Annotated in this window: 16 protein-coding genes and 3 pseudogenes; 6 read left to right on the top strand and 13 right to left on the bottom strand. The window is 30.6% G+C overall.

Features of this window, described 5'->3' with window-relative positions; genetic code table 11:
- Nucleotides 1-97: 97 nt before the first annotated feature.
- Nucleotides 98-673 (bottom strand): hypothetical protein, encoded by a 576-nt coding sequence (locus tag RAH41_RS02610; RefSeq protein WP_331220388.1) that lies wholly within the window; start codon nt 671-673, stop codon nt 98-100.
- Between the two features lie 483 nt (nt 674-1,156).
- Between RAH41_RS02610 and RAH41_RS02605 the strand changes: the two are divergent.
- A pseudogene (locus RAH41_RS02605) lies at nt 1,157-2,391 on the top strand (IS110 family transposase).
- Nucleotides 2,392-2,549: 158 nt separating this feature from the next.
- Here RAH41_RS02605 and RAH41_RS02600 read toward each other — a convergent pair.
- Together RAH41_RS02600 and RAH41_RS02595 are read right to left on the bottom strand one after the other, a co-directional pair.
- Entirely contained in the window at nt 2,550-3,449 is a 900-nt protein-coding gene (locus RAH41_RS02600) for a peptidase MA family metallohydrolase (RefSeq protein ID WP_331220387.1), read from the bottom strand.
- 234 nt (nt 3,450-3,683) lie between these two features.
- Nucleotides 3,684-4,031 (bottom strand): hypothetical protein, encoded by a 348-nt coding sequence (locus RAH41_RS02595; RefSeq protein ID WP_331220385.1) that lies wholly within the window; start codon nt 4,029-4,031, stop codon nt 3,684-3,686.
- A gap of 247 nt (nt 4,032-4,278) precedes the next feature.
- Here RAH41_RS02595 and RAH41_RS02590 point away from each other — a divergent pair, with 247 nt between their 5' ends.
- Nucleotides 4,279-4,524, top strand: coding sequence for a hypothetical protein (locus RAH41_RS02590; RefSeq protein WP_331220384.1), 246 nt, complete (start codon nt 4,279-4,281; stop codon nt 4,522-4,524).
- 20 nt (nt 4,525-4,544) lie between these two features.
- On the opposite strand, the pseudogene RAH41_RS22580 reads toward RAH41_RS02590, so the two are convergent.
- From RAH41_RS22580 to RAH41_RS02580, 4 genes and pseudogenes are all read right to left on the bottom strand, one after another.
- Nucleotides 4,545-4,730 (bottom strand): annotated as a pseudogene (locus RAH41_RS22580) (DDE-type integrase/transposase/recombinase); the annotation flags it as partial.
- A gap of 18 nt (nt 4,731-4,748) precedes the next feature.
- The gene (locus RAH41_RS02585) at nt 4,749-5,171 is read right to left on the bottom strand and encodes an IS3 family transposase (protein ID WP_331220383.1); all 423 of its coding nucleotides are present in this window, start codon (nt 5,169-5,171) and stop codon (nt 4,749-4,751) included.
- Between the two features lie 28 nt (nt 5,172-5,199).
- The gene (locus tag RAH41_RS22575; RefSeq protein ID WP_419471549.1) at nt 5,200-5,322 is read right to left on the bottom strand and encodes a transposase; all 123 of its coding nucleotides are present in this window, start codon (nt 5,320-5,322) and stop codon (nt 5,200-5,202) included.
- A gap of 261 nt (nt 5,323-5,583) precedes the next feature.
- On the bottom strand, nt 5,584-5,838 hold the full coding sequence (locus RAH41_RS02580; protein WP_331220381.1) for a hypothetical protein: 255 nt from the start codon (nt 5,836-5,838) through the stop codon (nt 5,584-5,586).
- Between the two features lie 324 nt (nt 5,839-6,162).
- On the opposite strand from RAH41_RS02580, the gene RAH41_RS02575 reads away from it, so the two are divergent.
- Nucleotides 6,163-6,693, top strand: a complete 531-nt coding sequence (locus RAH41_RS02575; protein ID WP_331220380.1) for a hypothetical protein — start codon at nt 6,163-6,165, stop codon at nt 6,691-6,693.
- Between the two features lie 184 nt (nt 6,694-6,877).
- Here RAH41_RS02575 and RAH41_RS02570 read toward each other — a convergent pair whose 3' ends face one another.
- From RAH41_RS02570 to RAH41_RS02550, 5 genes are all read right to left on the bottom strand, one after another.
- A complete protein-coding gene (locus RAH41_RS02570; protein WP_331220379.1) occupies nt 6,878-7,363 on the bottom strand; it encodes a VanZ family protein in 486 nt (161 codons plus the stop codon).
- Nucleotides 7,364-8,136: 773 nt separating this feature from the next.
- Entirely contained in the window at nt 8,137-8,541 is a 405-nt protein-coding gene (locus RAH41_RS02565) for a hypothetical protein (protein ID WP_331220377.1), read from the bottom strand.
- Nucleotides 8,542-8,738: 197 nt separating this feature from the next.
- Nucleotides 8,739-9,080 carry a hypothetical protein gene (locus tag RAH41_RS02560; RefSeq protein WP_331220376.1) on the bottom strand — a complete coding sequence of 114 codons (342 nt, stop codon included), beginning with the start codon at nt 9,078-9,080 and terminating at the stop codon, nt 8,739-8,741.
- A 196-nt stretch (nt 9,081-9,276) separates the two neighbouring features.
- A complete protein-coding gene (locus tag RAH41_RS02555; protein WP_331220374.1) occupies nt 9,277-9,780 on the bottom strand; it encodes a GNAT family N-acetyltransferase in 504 nt (167 codons plus the stop codon).
- Nucleotides 9,781-10,099: 319 nt separating this feature from the next.
- Nucleotides 10,100-11,440 (bottom strand): PLP-dependent aminotransferase family protein, encoded by a 1,341-nt coding sequence (locus RAH41_RS02550; protein WP_331220372.1) that lies wholly within the window; start codon nt 11,438-11,440, stop codon nt 10,100-10,102.
- A gap of 137 nt (nt 11,441-11,577) precedes the next feature.
- On the opposite strand from RAH41_RS02550, the gene RAH41_RS02545 reads away from it, so the two are divergent.
- Both RAH41_RS02545 and RAH41_RS02540 read left to right on the top strand, forming a co-directional pair.
- The gene (locus tag RAH41_RS02545) at nt 11,578-12,222 is read left to right on the top strand and encodes a nitroreductase family protein (RefSeq protein ID WP_331220371.1); all 645 of its coding nucleotides are present in this window, start codon (nt 11,578-11,580) and stop codon (nt 12,220-12,222) included.
- 130 nt (nt 12,223-12,352) lie between these two features.
- Nucleotides 12,353-13,303 (top strand): DMT family transporter, encoded by a 951-nt coding sequence (locus RAH41_RS02540; RefSeq protein WP_331220370.1) that lies wholly within the window; start codon nt 12,353-12,355, stop codon nt 13,301-13,303.
- A 302-nt stretch (nt 13,304-13,605) separates the two neighbouring features.
- Here the strand turns inward: RAH41_RS02540 and RAH41_RS02535 are convergent, their stop codons facing one another.
- Nucleotides 13,606-14,085, bottom strand: a complete 480-nt coding sequence (locus RAH41_RS02535; protein ID WP_331220369.1) for a dihydrofolate reductase family protein — start codon at nt 14,083-14,085, stop codon at nt 13,606-13,608.
- Nucleotides 14,086-14,117: 32 nt separating this feature from the next.
- On the opposite strand from RAH41_RS02535, the pseudogene RAH41_RS02530 reads away from it, so the two are divergent.
- Nucleotides 14,118-14,773: pseudogene (locus tag RAH41_RS02530) on the top strand (transposase); the annotation flags it as partial.
- Nucleotides 14,774-15,104 lie beyond the last annotated feature (331 nt).

Raw genomic sequence — 15,104 nt, 5'->3', positions numbered from 1 at the left:
ATCTATTAATTCGATTATATCCCTATACTATCCTTTCCTTATGCAACAAAGCTGCCATTTAAGTGCATAAGAAAAACGCTCCTTCGTTATTCAAGAATCAATTTTTCGTTCTTAAGTTATCCAATAATCCATTGTCATTAATGAGTTTGATTACCGAGATTTTTCCTTTATCTTTTGAATAGAAGTAGACTTTGCCTTGTACATTTGCAGATTTTTCTTCATCTTCATTTTTCTGATAGCCGACCTCTGCTATGAAGGTATAAAAAGTTGAATCATTATCACTTTGCTTAATTGAAATCTTCTTTAGACTTAACTTATAGCCATCATCGTAAGCAAAATTCGAATATTGACTAAGAATTGTTGAAACGAAGGGATCGAGATAAGAATCTGCAATGTATGGTCCGTATACCTCTACTACATATTTATCGAACGTTGGGTTTTCTTCTTTTTTATTTACAACAGTCTTATATTTAGGATTCCACATTAAATCTATAAGCTTCTTATCTGGACCAGTAAATAGGTGCTCAAGAACTTTTTTTATTGCTTTCTCAGATGTTACAGAAGATGACACTTCAGTTGATTGCTCATTTTGTTGTTTTGTTATTTTGCTAGAATCGTTACAGGCTGTAAGCATCATTGTAGCAATAAGTATAATAGATAATTTCCTAATCAAAATTTATTCTCCTTTTAATTAAAATTCAATTACTGCACTAATAAATTTTACCATATATTGGAACTTTTATCTTTGTTTTTTGAAATATGTTCCTGGTCAGCATTAGTTCCTGGACAAAATGAAAGTGCTGGTAAAAGGGAATCAACTAAATCAAAAAAAGGCAACAAGTATTTATAATCAGCCTTAACCGAAGCCGCACATTCAGTGGGTGCATCCAAAAACCCTTGGAGCAATGTATCGAAGAACAACAGCACGAAAAGGTAGGAAAAGAACAGGAATAGTAGTAACACATGCCATGTTAAGAATTGCATATTATCTTCTGACTAGGAAAGAAATGTAAAGAGACTTAGAAGATTATTTTGACAAACAAAAAAAAGCATCAATGGGGCTGGTTGGGACTTGATCTCGTATAACAAGCGAACCTATGAAACTACAAAAAGGACCAGGGGTTACCGGTGAATTTATTTTAGGAGGAGATCATTTATGAATCCAGTCGTTGGTCTGGATATTGCCAAAGGTGAAAGTCAAGTTCAAGCATTTTTAGATAAGGGGCATCCATATAAACGCAGTTTTAAAATTACTCATACACTTGATGGATTTGAACATTGCATCATTTTTTAATAGAAATTGAGAAACTAACTAAACAAAAACCTGCGATTGTCTTAGAGTCAACAGGTCACTATCACTCACCCATTCTTCATTTTTTAGAAGAACATAATTATTTATATATTGTCGTTAATCCATTAATTTCTTATCGAGCGAAAAGCACGAGTTTGCGAAAAGTTAAAACTGACGCGATTGATTCATATCACCTGTGCGAGTTGTATTACAAAGAAGAGCTAGAACCATATAAAAAACGAGGAATTCAGCTTCTAAATCTTCGGAATTTAACTCGTCAACACGATAGTATTACAGGAATGAGTTCTAAAACAAAATTACAGTTCCAAACAATACTTGATCAAGTGTTTCCTGAATACACTAGTGTATTTGGAGACCTTTACTCGATTGTTTCTCTTCTCACTTTACTAGAGTTTCCAACGTCAAATGACGTTCTTAAGGCAGGAGAAAGCTTACTTTCTGAAAGGATCAAATTGTATTGTAATAGTCGTTCAAAATCTTGGGCAAGAACAAAAGCAAAAGATTTAATAGCTGCCGCAACAAAAAATCCATTTCAAACCAACTTATATCAAAGTCTCGTCATAACGATGGAAATGCACATTAAGTTGGTCCTTCAATACAAAGAGCATCTATCGAAATTAAAGCTTGAAATAGATGCCCTTGTGAAAGAAATTGAAGAATATAAGATTATCCAAACGATTCCCGGTATAGGAGAAAAAATCGCTGCAACGATTCTTTCAGAAATCGGAGAAATCGAACGGTTTGATCACCCTAAAAAACTTGTGGCTTTTGCGGGAGTTGATCCAAGCGTCTTTGAGTCGGGTAGATTTACAGCGACCCAAAACCGTATTACAAAACGTGGATCTAGTAGACTAAGGCATGCCTTGTTTATGGCTGTTAAATGTGCCATTCGAGATAGTCGTAAAAAGAAAACGACCAATGAAATCATCCCAAGAAATAAGAGATTACGTGAGTTTTACGACAAAAAACGTAGTGAAGGAAAACCTTATAAAGTATCCGTTATAGCTTGTGTAAATAAGCTTTTACACTGGATTTATGCCCTATTAAAAACCAATACGACTTTCCAAGATATAGCTTAAATGTAAAAATAAAGCAAGAAATACAAAACCTTCCAAATCATAACAGATGGAAGGTTATTTGGCATGTCTATTTTTAGTATAACATGTGTTTTATAAAATTTTTATTGAAAAATATTGACAACTATTAGCTGGTTTAGTTGAATAAGGAATCATATCTTTCATTTGTAGGAAGACATAAATTTATCTTCCAAATTAAAAAGAGTAATTCCTGTTGTTTTTTCGAAACTTTCCTCAAATTTCCCTGATGAGTTAGTTAAATTTATTATTTCTTTTATAATTCCTTCTCCATAGTTATCTACAAGATATTTTATAGCGAAGTAACTTTCCATATATACATTTGTGCCATCTTGAAATCTTGCTGTTTGCCACTGTTCCCCATCATATAATGAATCAAAAGATACTACTTTGAAATTGGAAGGATCTACGATTGTTTTATCATTTCCGTTGTATTCAGCTATCCCCTCAATAAACCATAATGGGTAAGCTGAAGCACCAGCTTTTGAACCTGCTACCATTTGACTAAATATATAATGAGTGTACTCATGTAAGATAGACTTTTGAAAGAAATATAGTGCTGTTTCCTTTCTTTCTAAAATCGATTCTATATCGTCGTACTTTATTGCTATTAATTTGTCAAAATCCGAATAAAACCCTGACACATCAATAAGACCACTTAACTCCTGTAACTCTTTTTTATCTTTAAATACGATTAGATCAACAGGCTTTACTTCTACTGTTCCAAAGACTTTTTTGTTTTTATTTATCGCCCAATCTAACGTTTCCTTCGTTATTGGAATGAGTTCTGAAAAATCATTTGGATAGTAAATAGTAATATTATGATATTTTTCTTTTAATCTATTTTCTTTTAATGCCTTTTCAGTTTTACCCTCAAAATTCGCAGTCAGAAACATTCTAATCGATTGAATATACGGTATATTTTCATGAGTTTTTTTCTCCAAAGTTTTGTGAATAAAAACACCCACACCAATGACAAATAAAACTAAAATAAGTATTATGCTTGATAAAGTGATACTGAAAGTTTTAATAAGTTTTTTCATTTTGCTAAACCTCGTAAGTTTCAGGGATAATAGTATTAACAAATGTAAGAATATTCCCATTTTATCATTAAATTTAAATAACCTGCACTAGATTTTCGTTAATTAAAACGAATTGCCTAGCTATTTCTTATACAACTAATCTGCCATTTTGTTGCATAAGAAAAAGCTACCTGGAATTGGCAGCTTCTATTTAACTCATGCACTGCGTTAGTTGAAAAAAAATATAAAATAAATCTAAAAAATTATAAAGAAGTCATCAAATATTTCTCCTTTTAGAGTAAACAGCATCTTATAATCGCCCAAATGTTTATTTTTGTAAACAATTGGAATAAGTGACACAATGAAATCGAAACCATATGAGATTGTTTCATAAACTTTTGTATTATCCCATTGATCTATATGCAATGATACACCTTTTAAATCAACTGTTAATTGATGTTCATCAAAATCAGTTCCGAAATTTTCTTGAAATTCTTCTTCATCTTCTTCTTTGTATGAATTAATATTTTCCCAGAATCCTTTAATTGTCTTCTGCTCAACACTATTTTCTACTGACCATTTTCTTAAATTATAAGTATCCATTTAATTTTCTCCATTTGAAAAATACTAGTCTTATTAGGCATAATTATATCATTCCTTATGCAACTAAACTGCCATTATGTTGAATAAAAAAAACTGCGGAAGCAGTCATTCATTGTTCAACTAAAGCATGATTTAGTTGAATTAGAATCATCTAGCTAAAATCAGAAAATTCTGTATAGTTTTTATGGAAAAAAATGTATAATATTTATAATGAAATGAAACTACTTATCTATAAGGGGTTAATGGTATGAAATTTATTAGGGGAAATTTATTAACGATTCTAGTGCTTCTTGAAACTTTTATCATAGTTTCAATCAATAGTTACAGTGGTAGCTATTTTTGGAAAAATGTATTCCTAATTTGTTTTAGTGTTATATTTATTATACTTGCATACATAAATTTCAAGAATGAAAAAAATAAACCTAAATTTTTTTATGGTTTAGCAGTGATTGTGGGCTTTGCTTCAGCATGTCTTTATTTTGGTGCAAAATAGAGTAAGAAGATGGGAGAGGGCTAACAAGAGTGGCTGCCTAACATCTTATTCTTTTCTAAGAACTGGCTGTATTTTGTAGAGGTGTACTGGAATCCCTGATCCGAATGCAGGATACTTCCATGCACGTATCTTTTTTTACATAAATCACTAACTGTTTCTATGACTAATTTAATATCATTTCGATCTGAACACTTCCAAGATACAACTTCATTATTATAAAGACCTTAAATAACTGAAAGGTAATAAAACTTGTTTTCTACTTTGATAAAAGTAATATCTGTCCCAAAAGCTATATTTGGCATTTGTGTTTTAAACTGGCGATTTAAGAGATTAGGATAAACATTCGATTCTTCTCTCCCGAAAGATTTTCTTTTCTTTCGAATGACTGATTTGATCTCTAGTTCCTTCATTAATCTATATACTTTTTTATGGTTTACAACTAAACCTTCTTCTCTCAAACGGTCAGTTATTCTTGGATAGCCATAATACGGACGTATTGAGTGGATCGCGTGTATGTGTGATTTTACAGCTTCTTCTTTCTTTTTATTGGATTGTTGATTCTCGGCTGATTTTCTCCATTTATAGAAACCAGATCTTGATACTTCAGCAATTTTAACAAGCATAGTGATAGGATATTTATCTTTCATCTCTTCAATAATTTCAAATCTAATTTCTTTAGGAGTTTTCCCTCCCAAAAGCAACTGTTTTATAACTTTTATCTCCTTCAAGATATAGTTTTACGGCTCTAATTTTAAAATCCTCGGAATATTTTTTAGACGTACGATTAATTTTAGACAAAATAAAATCCCCCAATAGTAGACTACCTATCCTTATTATCGGATGGTCTTTTTGTGTGTCTACTATAAGGGGATAATATCACGAAGCAGTCGAACCATATTCAATTAAAGCACTTCATTAGTTAATAATAGATATGAAAAATTAAAATAAAAACTTACTAATTTAAATAACAAAGCGCAAGAAAATATTTTAGTATAGTACGCATCTTCCATTTTTCTAAGAAGTAATAAGCTACCATATAATAAAGTGATGTTGTGGTTATTATTCTCCGCCATCATCTCCATCATCACTTTCAACGTTATCAATACTTTCGTTGCCTCCATTTCCATCAAAAAAATCATTTATTCTATCTATCAGACTATCTTTTTGATTTTCATTGTCATTTAATTGATTAGTATTTAAAAAACTACTTATAGTAAATACTTGAATTGCTTGTTTTTTGTATCTAGCAATAAAGTAAAGAGAAATAACAATTATAATCAGAACTATTAAAAGAAATATTACTATTACTCCCATGTAAATGTAAACAACCCCTTACTTCCCCTTTATTAGACAATATGATTTATTTATTTTTTAAATACATATTTAGGGAATAACACAGTCCTATAATGAAATTCACATCATTTGTAAACGGATATAACTAGGATTTATTTTCCATTCATATAACAATATTTACCATTCGAAAAAAAAGACAAAGTGAAGTCTACTATAATCGTGCATATGTTAAAATCTTAAGTGAAAATAATTATTGTACATATAAATTTCATATAAGATTGTATAAAGTGATATAGAAGGTATATAAATTTTTTTCATTACATACGTAGAAAGGTTGATAATAAAATGAAAAAAATGTTAGTAGCATTGGTAACAGGAGGAATCTTGTTATGTAGTTCAATTACAGCAAATGCTGAATACAAAGATATTGTAGTAGTGAAGACTACGAATGTTTGTAAAAATGTTAAGACTACAAAAGTTGTCAAAACGACAAAGAAAGTAAAGGTCAAAAAAGGGAAGAAATATGTATGGGTTAATGTCACAACAAGTAAGAAAATTCCAATTACAAAAAAAATATGTCAAGATGTTAAATACAACGAAACACAATCGATCAGTATGCAGTCAGTTTTAGATAAAGAAATTGAACCAATATTTCAAGACAGATGGTATAATGTCGATCACCTAGAGAATGGGAATGGCTTAATCGAAAGAGTAATCATACATACAGAACTTAATCAATTTACTGACGAAGACATGGATAAAGTCATTCAAATTGTAAAAAAAGAATTAAAAGTAAATGATAGTCAGATTACTAAAGGTTGGTATGAAGACAGTTATGGTCAAAAGAATACAAATTGGTTGGACTTAACAAGATAATAAACGGATAATTGGTCGGCGTGTTTATGTGTCCTCCCCAAAATAAAAATGCTAATCGAATGATCAGCATTTTAGACAAAATTTGTTCAAGTTAAAAAGAAAGATAGGAAAGCAGGAATGTTATCTGCTATTTCTATCCTTTTTATTACCATTTTTTACAACTTCCCATTCCTTTTTTGCTTAATTAAGCGGTTATTTTTAGGTTTTTCCTATTATTTATTAATTGAATGAGTTTAATCGGTAAATAACCTAATAACCCTCCTAAAGTATTTAAAATTAAATCATCAATGTCAAAACTTCCAAAGTCAAATAATAGCTGAATTACTTCATAAGTTAAACTTAAACTAAATGTTGAAAATATGATAACTTTAAAATTTTTGAACCTTTTCAATAATATTGGAAGGATGAAACCAAATGGTACAAAACCTATAATGTTTCCAACTAAGTTTGTAATCCTAATATTTAAATTTATATCGGCTAAAAACAAATAATAAATAATAGTTTTTAAAGGAATAAAATTATGTCCATACCAGTGATCATCACTATTGTTAAAATTAAAATGACTTATAATTTCTGATGGTGATACATATTTAAATAATATTTGATTTGTTAGAACTAATAGATATAAACAAAATAACATAGTTAAGAATATTTTTACAAAAACTCTCATAATTTATTGCTCCTACTAATTTAATACAATAAAAAAGGGACTAGAAATAAGTTACTCCCTCACACACGCAAAAAAATATAAATCTATTGTTAAAAATAGTTCATACTTATAGTATCCTGGATAATTACTTTTTTTGAAACTATTAATCCAATCGAGTAAAAACAAAATACCTATGCTTAATAAAACTACAGATACATGGGAATATATGCTACAACATTTCCTATTTTTACAGACCTTCTTTTAGATAGGTACTTATAATAGCTAATCTTCATTATTTTCTTCAGCATTTCTTTTTCCCTAGCTGACATTCACTGATTATACAAAATAGAAGAGTTGGAGCGCGAATAAACTTTAAATGGAAAGCAATGTTAAAATACTATAGTCAGACTAGCTCTTATTTATTTTTTAGTTGGTTAGCATTGGGCTCTGATAACTTTCTCATTAAAGTTTCCAAAGGTCCTTTGAACCCCAAATAAGACCAAATATTAGTTAAAAAAAGAAGGATATAGTAACCAAGACTATTCCAATTAACATAACATACCAGCCTATTTTATTAATTTATAATATATGTAACCTTAATTAAAGGGAGTTAACCACTTAAAATGGCAGTTCCCATATTCAAATACTGCCATTTTGTTGAATAAAACGTAATCTTCTAATGCAATGCGTTAGTTTAAGTATAAGTTTTCACAACCTTTCTGATGAAACAAAATAATTTTGCTGAAAATATGTAAAAGCACATTTATATGTTATGTCCCTTTCGTATCAAATTACTAATTTTTTTGTATCTTTATGATTGAATTTGAAAGCGAAATACCATCTTTATCTCCGTACATCAATTGCCCGTATTTAGTTGGTATCTTAATATATTGAACTACTTTATTCTTATTAAGAAATACAAGCAAATATATATCATCTCGAATAACCATATTAGTTGGGTCTTTAAATTTAACTCCCAGTTGCTTATTTATGGTTTCTTGGTCAGTGTAAGGGGTTATTAAGTATGCTTTATCCCATTCAAAGTCCGTTAGAGAATTTATATCTATTTCTGTCACACTTTTTTTCTCCAAAGCAGAACTTATAGATTTCTCTAATCCTTTATTATGCATACCGCCTGATTGCGAACAACTTGCTAGAAAAATTAATGAGAAAAAAATCAGATATATAAATTTCTTCAATCTACCACTCCTATTGAATTAATAAGTAAATACCATTAAAAAGGTTTTGAAACTCAAAAATGGAAAAATGGATAATTAGTAGCAAAAGCTATGTATGAAACAACACACAAAATTAACAGTTCATCTTGTTTCTTACAATTGCAATGCATTAGTTCAATAAGGTCATTATCATATAATGACCATTTATTCGTTTAAGCTTATTTAACAATATCAATCTGCTGTAATGTTGCTTTTCCTTCACTGAATATAGGCGTGTTCCTTTTAATAGATTTAAAGTTTACTACCATAAAATATTCTCGTTTATTTTCAATCAAGTTCCAGACATTTTCATCATTTACAATTACATTTCCTGTTCTATTATTGTTATTAACATCTACTACCTCAATGATATATTTATCTTTTGATTGTTTTTTATCTATTACTTTAGCAGAGAAAGTTGTACTATTATTTACTGGTTTGTATGTAGAAGAATAAACACTATATCCTGTAAAAAATATAGTCAAAACAATTATAATTAAAATCATACCACGCAATTTCATTATCGTTTTCCTCCTATCTTTTTTATAAGAGAAGACTTCCTTCCTCTTAACTCGTTTCTATAAATCATCTTTAAATACCTTGTTCCTTATTGACCTAGTCTGCCATTTACTAGAATAAAAAAACAACAATCAACCATAACCGATCCTTTAAAATAAAAAAGACGATCAAAACATTCAGTTGATCATCTCTTTCTTCTTATTTAATAATCTTTACCATATGATCCTCATCGTAAAATTCACCATTAACAAATAATGCTCTTTTTTCTGTTCCAAACTTTTCAAACCCTACAGATTCATAGAGTCTTTTGGCAGATTGATTTGATGAAATAACTGCCAATTCAATTTGTAAAATTTCTTCAATTTTCATAGCATCCTGGATCGCTTGACTTAAAACATTTTTTCCTATACCTTTACCTCGGTAATCTGGTGTAACATACATTCCCCAAATTGTTCCTTTATGTTTCATTTTTTCAGATCTTTTTTGGTAGAAGCCTGCAACTCCGACAAGTACAGCTTTGTCGAATGCACCAATAATAAAATTATCGTAAGTTTTAGGAAAATTATTCGTATGCTGTTCCATTGATTTACTTTCGTATTCTGTTAAACTTTCACCGAAAGCTTCTGGTGATAATTTTAACCCTTCACTTCTTAAACGAATAAATTCAGGTAAATCTTGAATTATTAATTTTCGGATTTCCATATTTAATCTCCTTTCAAAACTCATAAAAGTGTCAAATTTTAAAAAACACTTTTTACATTTCACTTAAATCATCATCAATTCACTTCGTCTCATCCAAATATAACATTTATTCTGAAGTTTTAGAATAAAAAGAAAGACTTATATTTTTTAAGAAAAGTCCTTCCAAATAATTTTTTAAAGTTTAATAGAGACTAATTTCATTTCAGTCATACCAATCGTTTTTCAGTTAACTCACCTGAATTAGTTGCATTAGGATTTGTTCTTCAAGACCACCAAAGGGTTCCCTATCGAAAAGGAAAAAATAATGTTAAGCTTTTGTTCACTCAAAGTAATTGTTAGTGTCTTTTAATGAGTAAGAAATTTGCTTTATACCTTTTTCGATGTCTATCGGTTCACAATTTGAAACATTCAGTTTTAAAATTCTTTCTTGATAAAAGTTATCTAAATAATTTTTTTTAATAGAGTCAATTAGAATATCATATTCATTTAATTGGTTTATTAATGCATTCATATCAACTTGCTTTGGAAGAACAATATGACTATGCATTACGATATCAGACGCAAAGTCGTAATTTGTTAAATGAGTTTCTAGTGATGTTTGTAGTATTTTTGCTCGGGCAAGGTATTTATCTCGAACATTTTTTTGATAATGTTCAAACATTCCACTTTTTAAATATAGTTCTAAAGCAGCCTGTGAAATCATTGAACTATCAATATCTATGACGGTTTTAAATTGTTGAAACGTCTCGATTAACGAATCAGGTAAAACTGCAATACCTATTCGTAATCCTGGGAACATAATCTTGGAAAAACTCTTTAAGTAAATAACACGTCCATGTAGATCACTTGCAAAAAGTGGGTCATTTTTCTTCGTATATTCAAAGTCTGCTAAATAATCATCCTCGACAATATAGACATCGTACTTATGAGCTAATTTTAAGATTTCTAATTTTTCTTTTTTACTTAATGATGTACCTAAAGGGTTTTGAAATCTAGGCATGGTATAAAAAAATTTAATATCACCTTCGCTAAAAATTTCTTCAAGTTGTTGTAAATTGATCCCGTCTATTGTACGTTTAATCCCAACTATAGGTAATTGATAAAGTTTTACTAAATCCATATATAAATGATAGCTTGGCTGCTCGACTAAAATTTTTGACCGATTATTTAAAAAAGGCATTGTACTCAGTAAAAAAAGAGCTTGCTGAACCCCTGAAGTAATAAAAATTTGTTTTTTTTGTGCAAATACTTGATAAGATTGTAATAATTTTTCAACCTCATTTATTAAAGAAGGTAATCCCTTTTGAGTACCATATCTAAATAAGTCAGATTGAAATGTATCAATTGCTTTATTTAAGCAATGTTGAAAATCTTGGTATGGAAAAGAATGCCAATTAGGAGCTGAAGTTGCAAAATCGATTTTGTTTGTTTTGGATGGTTCTTTAAATAGTTTATGCTCAACAACATAATAGCCACTTTTAGGTTTCGCATAAATTAGGTGCTGATTTTCCAATTTCTCAAGAGCAGCTAAAATACTACTTTTACTACAAGAAAAGAGTTCTGCTAATTTTCGAATGGACGGAATTTTTGTCCCCGCCTTTAACTCTCCAGCTTGAATCTCAGTTAGTAATGTTTGATAAACGTATTCATGTTTTAGCATTAAATCCCCCCTTCTAATTATATTCCATCACAACTGTATCGGTACAGTTGTGAAATATTTAAATGTTTCAAATTTAAATGATAGATAAAATATTATTACCGGCTGGTTCAAAACTTAGGGAAATGGAGAGATTCATTATGTCAGTTCAAAAAATATTTAGCACTTTAACTATTAAAGAGGCAATAGAATCACGACGTAGTATTCGTAAATTTATTCAAGAAACAATTCAAGACGAAGAAATAAAAGAAATTTTAAACCTTGTTAGATTAACACCAAGTGCATGGAATATACAACCATGGCATTTCCATATCATTAAGGATATTCAACTAAAAGAAAAACTTCAAAAAGCAGCATATGGACAAACACAAGTAACTTCAGCCCCAGCTGTTGTGATTATTTCGGTCGATATGGTTGATTCTATTAATCGTATATCAGAAACAATTCATCCTGGTATTTCTGAAGATAAAAAGCAAATTGAGGTGTCCAATCTTACTTCCTTATTTGAAAAAATGAGTGAAGAAGAAAGAAAAGCATGGGGACAAACACAAGCAAATATTGCACTTGGCTTTCTTTTACTTACAATTCAAGGATTTGGTTATACTAGTGTCCCAATGTTAGGCTTTGATCAAGAGAAAGTAAGAACACTCTTAGGACTACCTGAACATGTTACATTTGCCGCTATGGTACCTTTTGGTAAACCAGACACAGATGGTTATGAACATCATCGTTTTGAATTAGATAAAATAAGCACATTTTATTCTGAAAAAGAGCAGGTGATTTAATACCTGCTCTTTTTATGCTTAGTTTACAAACCTATCTGTACCGATACAGATTAACATTCTTTACCTCGATTGGATTAACTACTTTGCATAAAATTAAAGTAATAGTTGAGATTGATAGGAGGAAAAACTTATGACAGATAAAAGAAAAGCTTATTTAGCCATTACTATTTGTTCATTAATCATAGGGTTATCATTTTTATTTGTAAAACAAACATTAACAATTGCAACACCACTTGATACCTTAGCTCATCGTTTTACAATGGCTTGGATTGTTGCCACGGTCATATTACTCTTTAAAAAAGAAAGAATCAAAATAAAGAAAAAAGATTTCGTGAAAATTACATTACTTTCTACATTATATCCTGTACTATTTTTCGGGTTACAAATATTTGGACTAATGCATACAACCTCTTCTGAAGCAGGAGTAATACAAGCTACGGTTCCAATTTTCACTTTAATTCTTGCAAGTATACTATTAAAGGAATCCTCTACAGGCGTACAAAAAATTTCTATCCTCATTTCTGTACTCGGGGTAATGTTCATTATGTACATGAATGGTGCGCAAAATATAAATCCTAGTATACTAGGTAGTATATTAATTTTACTATCGGCACTTGCAAATGCAATATATAATGTTTTAACAAAAAAAATCATTCAACAATATTCATTATTTACAATCACGTATACCATTACTTTTATAGGGTTCATTGTATTTAACTCAATTGCTCTTTTTATACATTTTAAAAATGGTACAATTCAACAATTTATACTGCCCTTTAAACAAATTGATTTTATTATCGCTATTTTATATTTAGGAATTTTTTCGTCATTAGGATCATCCTATCTTTCAAATTATGCTTTATCCAAGTTACCTGCTTTTCAAATTAGTATCTTTCAAAATTTATCTACACTTGTCACAATTCTATTAGGTATTAAATATCTTAATGAATCATTTCAATATTATCATATAATTGGTAGTTTTCTTATTATCTCTGGAGTTGTTGGTGTAAATTATTTTAGAAAAAAAGAAAGCCAAGATAATCATTTTCAAAAGGAAAAGCAACACCAAACTATGACTTAATTAGGGGTATTTTTGTTAAGTGATAAAATAATAAAAAAACAGAACCCATTAGACTGCACCCCTTAAAGTAGATGTTGAAAAACCCACAGTTGGGCAACATTGATTTTAAGGGGTGTTTGTCTATCATGGTTCAACTAATGCGTAAAGAAATTCTATACTAATAGATAAAAAATAAACTTTTCAAATCACTAAAAAATTTATTGATTCTAGTAAATAAATAAGTATGACAAAACCTGCATGTTCGAATAAAAAGAAAGCCCATCCGAACTTATACTGACGAGCTTTCTTGTTCATCTAGGTATCTATTCTTTTCTTTCAAGTTGGTAGGAAAGAATAACGACCCCCGAACTGGTATTCTTTGTTTTTAATAGTTTAAAAACCTTTTTATCGATTCCGTCACTGAATAGAGGTTTTCCACTTCCAAGAACAACAGGATGCACCATCAAGTGGTATTCATCGATAAGGTCATGTTGCATCAACGATTGCATAAGTTCACCACTACCGTAGATTAAGATGTTCTGACCAGGCTGTTGCTTTAATTTTGATACTTCTTCTGCAATATTATCCTTAATTAGGCTAGCGTTCCACTCAGCCTCTTCCAAGGTAGTAGAAGCGACGACCTTTGGCATGCTGTTCATTTTGTCAGCAAAACCATCTTCATCAGTCATGGAAGGCCAGGCTGCTGCAAAGCCTTGATAAGTCACTCGCCCTAATAGAAGAATTTCGCTCGTAAATAATAAATCATTTTGAAACTTTCCCACTTCTTCATTGAAATATGGCATGGTCCAAGATGGTTCCTCCTTGACACCATCCAAAGGAAGAGTTAGAGCCGTATAAAAAGCGTGGTGTACAATTACTAAACCTGCGAAATTTAACGAGACAGCACGATCATTTAACAGGTATTAGTTCTCAGGCAAAACTACATTTTCTAGCAATTCTAGATCAAGTGTTTCCTGAATATCGAGGTGTGTTTGGCGACTTATGCTCTAATGTTTCGCTCTTAACTTTACTAGAGTTTCCCTCATCTGAAGCAGTGTTACAAGCAGGTGAAGATCAACTAAGTAAACGAATCTCATCCTTATGTACTAGCCGTTCTAAACAATGGGCAAAGGAAAAAGCAATGCTTTTAATGACTGCGGCTGAAAAAAATCCATTTCAAATCAATCTTTATAGAAGCCTTCTTATCTCGCTTGAAACCATATCAAAATGGTTCTTCAATACAAAGAACATCTATCCAATTTGAAAGCAGAGATAGATGTCCTCGTAAAAGAAATAGAAGAATATAAAATCATCCAATCAATTCCAGGTATCGGAAAAAAAATCGCGGCAACGATTATTTCTGAAATTGGTGAAATTGATCGTTTTGATAACCCTAAAAAACTTGTGGCGTTCACTGGAGTAGATCCGAGTGTCTTTGAATCTGGTAAATTCACAGCCACTACAAACCGCATTACTAAACGTGGTTCTAGTCTCTGCCCAGTATTCCATAAGGACATATTAGTTTGGTAGCAGCCTTTCCTCCATCGGCATTACCCAACTTCATAGGTACTACGCTACTTTCCGACTCCCTACATCGGCATTTGGTTTCCTTACTTGTTATCGTTTGTACACCATACTCTTCTATTAAATGAAAAGACCGGTAGGGTCTCCCGAGTTGCCGTATCATATCAATGTGTTACGTGCCAAGGTCTCTGACTCCGGAGAGGTTTTACCCTTCTTGCCTTTAATGAAGGGTAAAATGTTGCTTTCTGCTATGCGTAAGGCATCAGCCCTCACGTTTTACTAACATTTCGAAGCTCAA

Origin of the sequence: Gottfriedia acidiceleris (assembly GCF_036421055.1) — a bacterium.
GTDB classification, from domain to species: domain Bacteria; phylum Bacillota; class Bacilli; order Bacillales; family Bacillaceae_G; genus Gottfriedia; species Gottfriedia acidiceleris_C.
The sequence above is the reverse complement of the archived record's forward strand: the minus strand, read 5'-3'. Positions and strand labels throughout refer to the sequence as shown.

Coding starts and splice junctions, on each gene's coding strand:
- RAH41_RS02590 (WP_331220384.1), top strand. CDS start 4,279: ATGAAATTTATTAGGGGAAATTTATTAACGATTCTAGTGCTTCTTGAA.
- RAH41_RS02535 (WP_331220369.1), bottom strand. CDS start 14,085: ATGCCATATTTCAATGAAGAAGTGGGAAAGTTTCAAAATGATTTATTA.
- RAH41_RS02575 (WP_331220380.1), top strand. CDS start 6,163: ATGAAAAAAATGTTAGTAGCATTGGTAACAGGAGGAATCTTGTTATGT.
- RAH41_RS02550 (WP_331220372.1), bottom strand. CDS start 11,440: ATGCTAAAACATGAATACGTTTATCAAACATTACTAACTGAGATTCAA.
- RAH41_RS02555 (WP_331220374.1), bottom strand. CDS start 9,780: ATGGAAATCCGAAAATTAATAATTCAAGATTTACCTGAATTTATTCGT.
- RAH41_RS02545 (WP_331220371.1), top strand. CDS start 11,578: ATGTCAGTTCAAAAAATATTTAGCACTTTAACTATTAAAGAGGCAATA.
- RAH41_RS02540 (WP_331220370.1), top strand. CDS start 12,353: ATGACAGATAAAAGAAAAGCTTATTTAGCCATTACTATTTGTTCATTA.
- RAH41_RS02600 (WP_331220387.1), bottom strand. CDS start 3,449: ATGAAAAAACTTATTAAAACTTTCAGTATCACTTTATCAAGCATAATA.
- RAH41_RS02595 (WP_331220385.1), bottom strand. CDS start 4,031: ATGGATACTTATAATTTAAGAAAATGGTCAGTAGAAAATAGTGTTGAG.
- RAH41_RS02585 (WP_331220383.1), bottom strand. CDS start 5,171: ATGAAAGATAAATATCCTATCACTATGCTTGTTAAAATTGCTGAAGTA.
- RAH41_RS02570 (WP_331220379.1), bottom strand. CDS start 7,363: ATGAGAGTTTTTGTAAAAATATTCTTAACTATGTTATTTTGTTTATAT.
- RAH41_RS02580 (WP_331220381.1), bottom strand. CDS start 5,838: ATGGGAGTAATAGTAATATTTCTTTTAATAGTTCTGATTATAATTGTT.
- RAH41_RS02560 (WP_331220376.1), bottom strand. CDS start 9,080: ATGAAATTGCGTGGTATGATTTTAATTATAATTGTTTTGACTATATTT.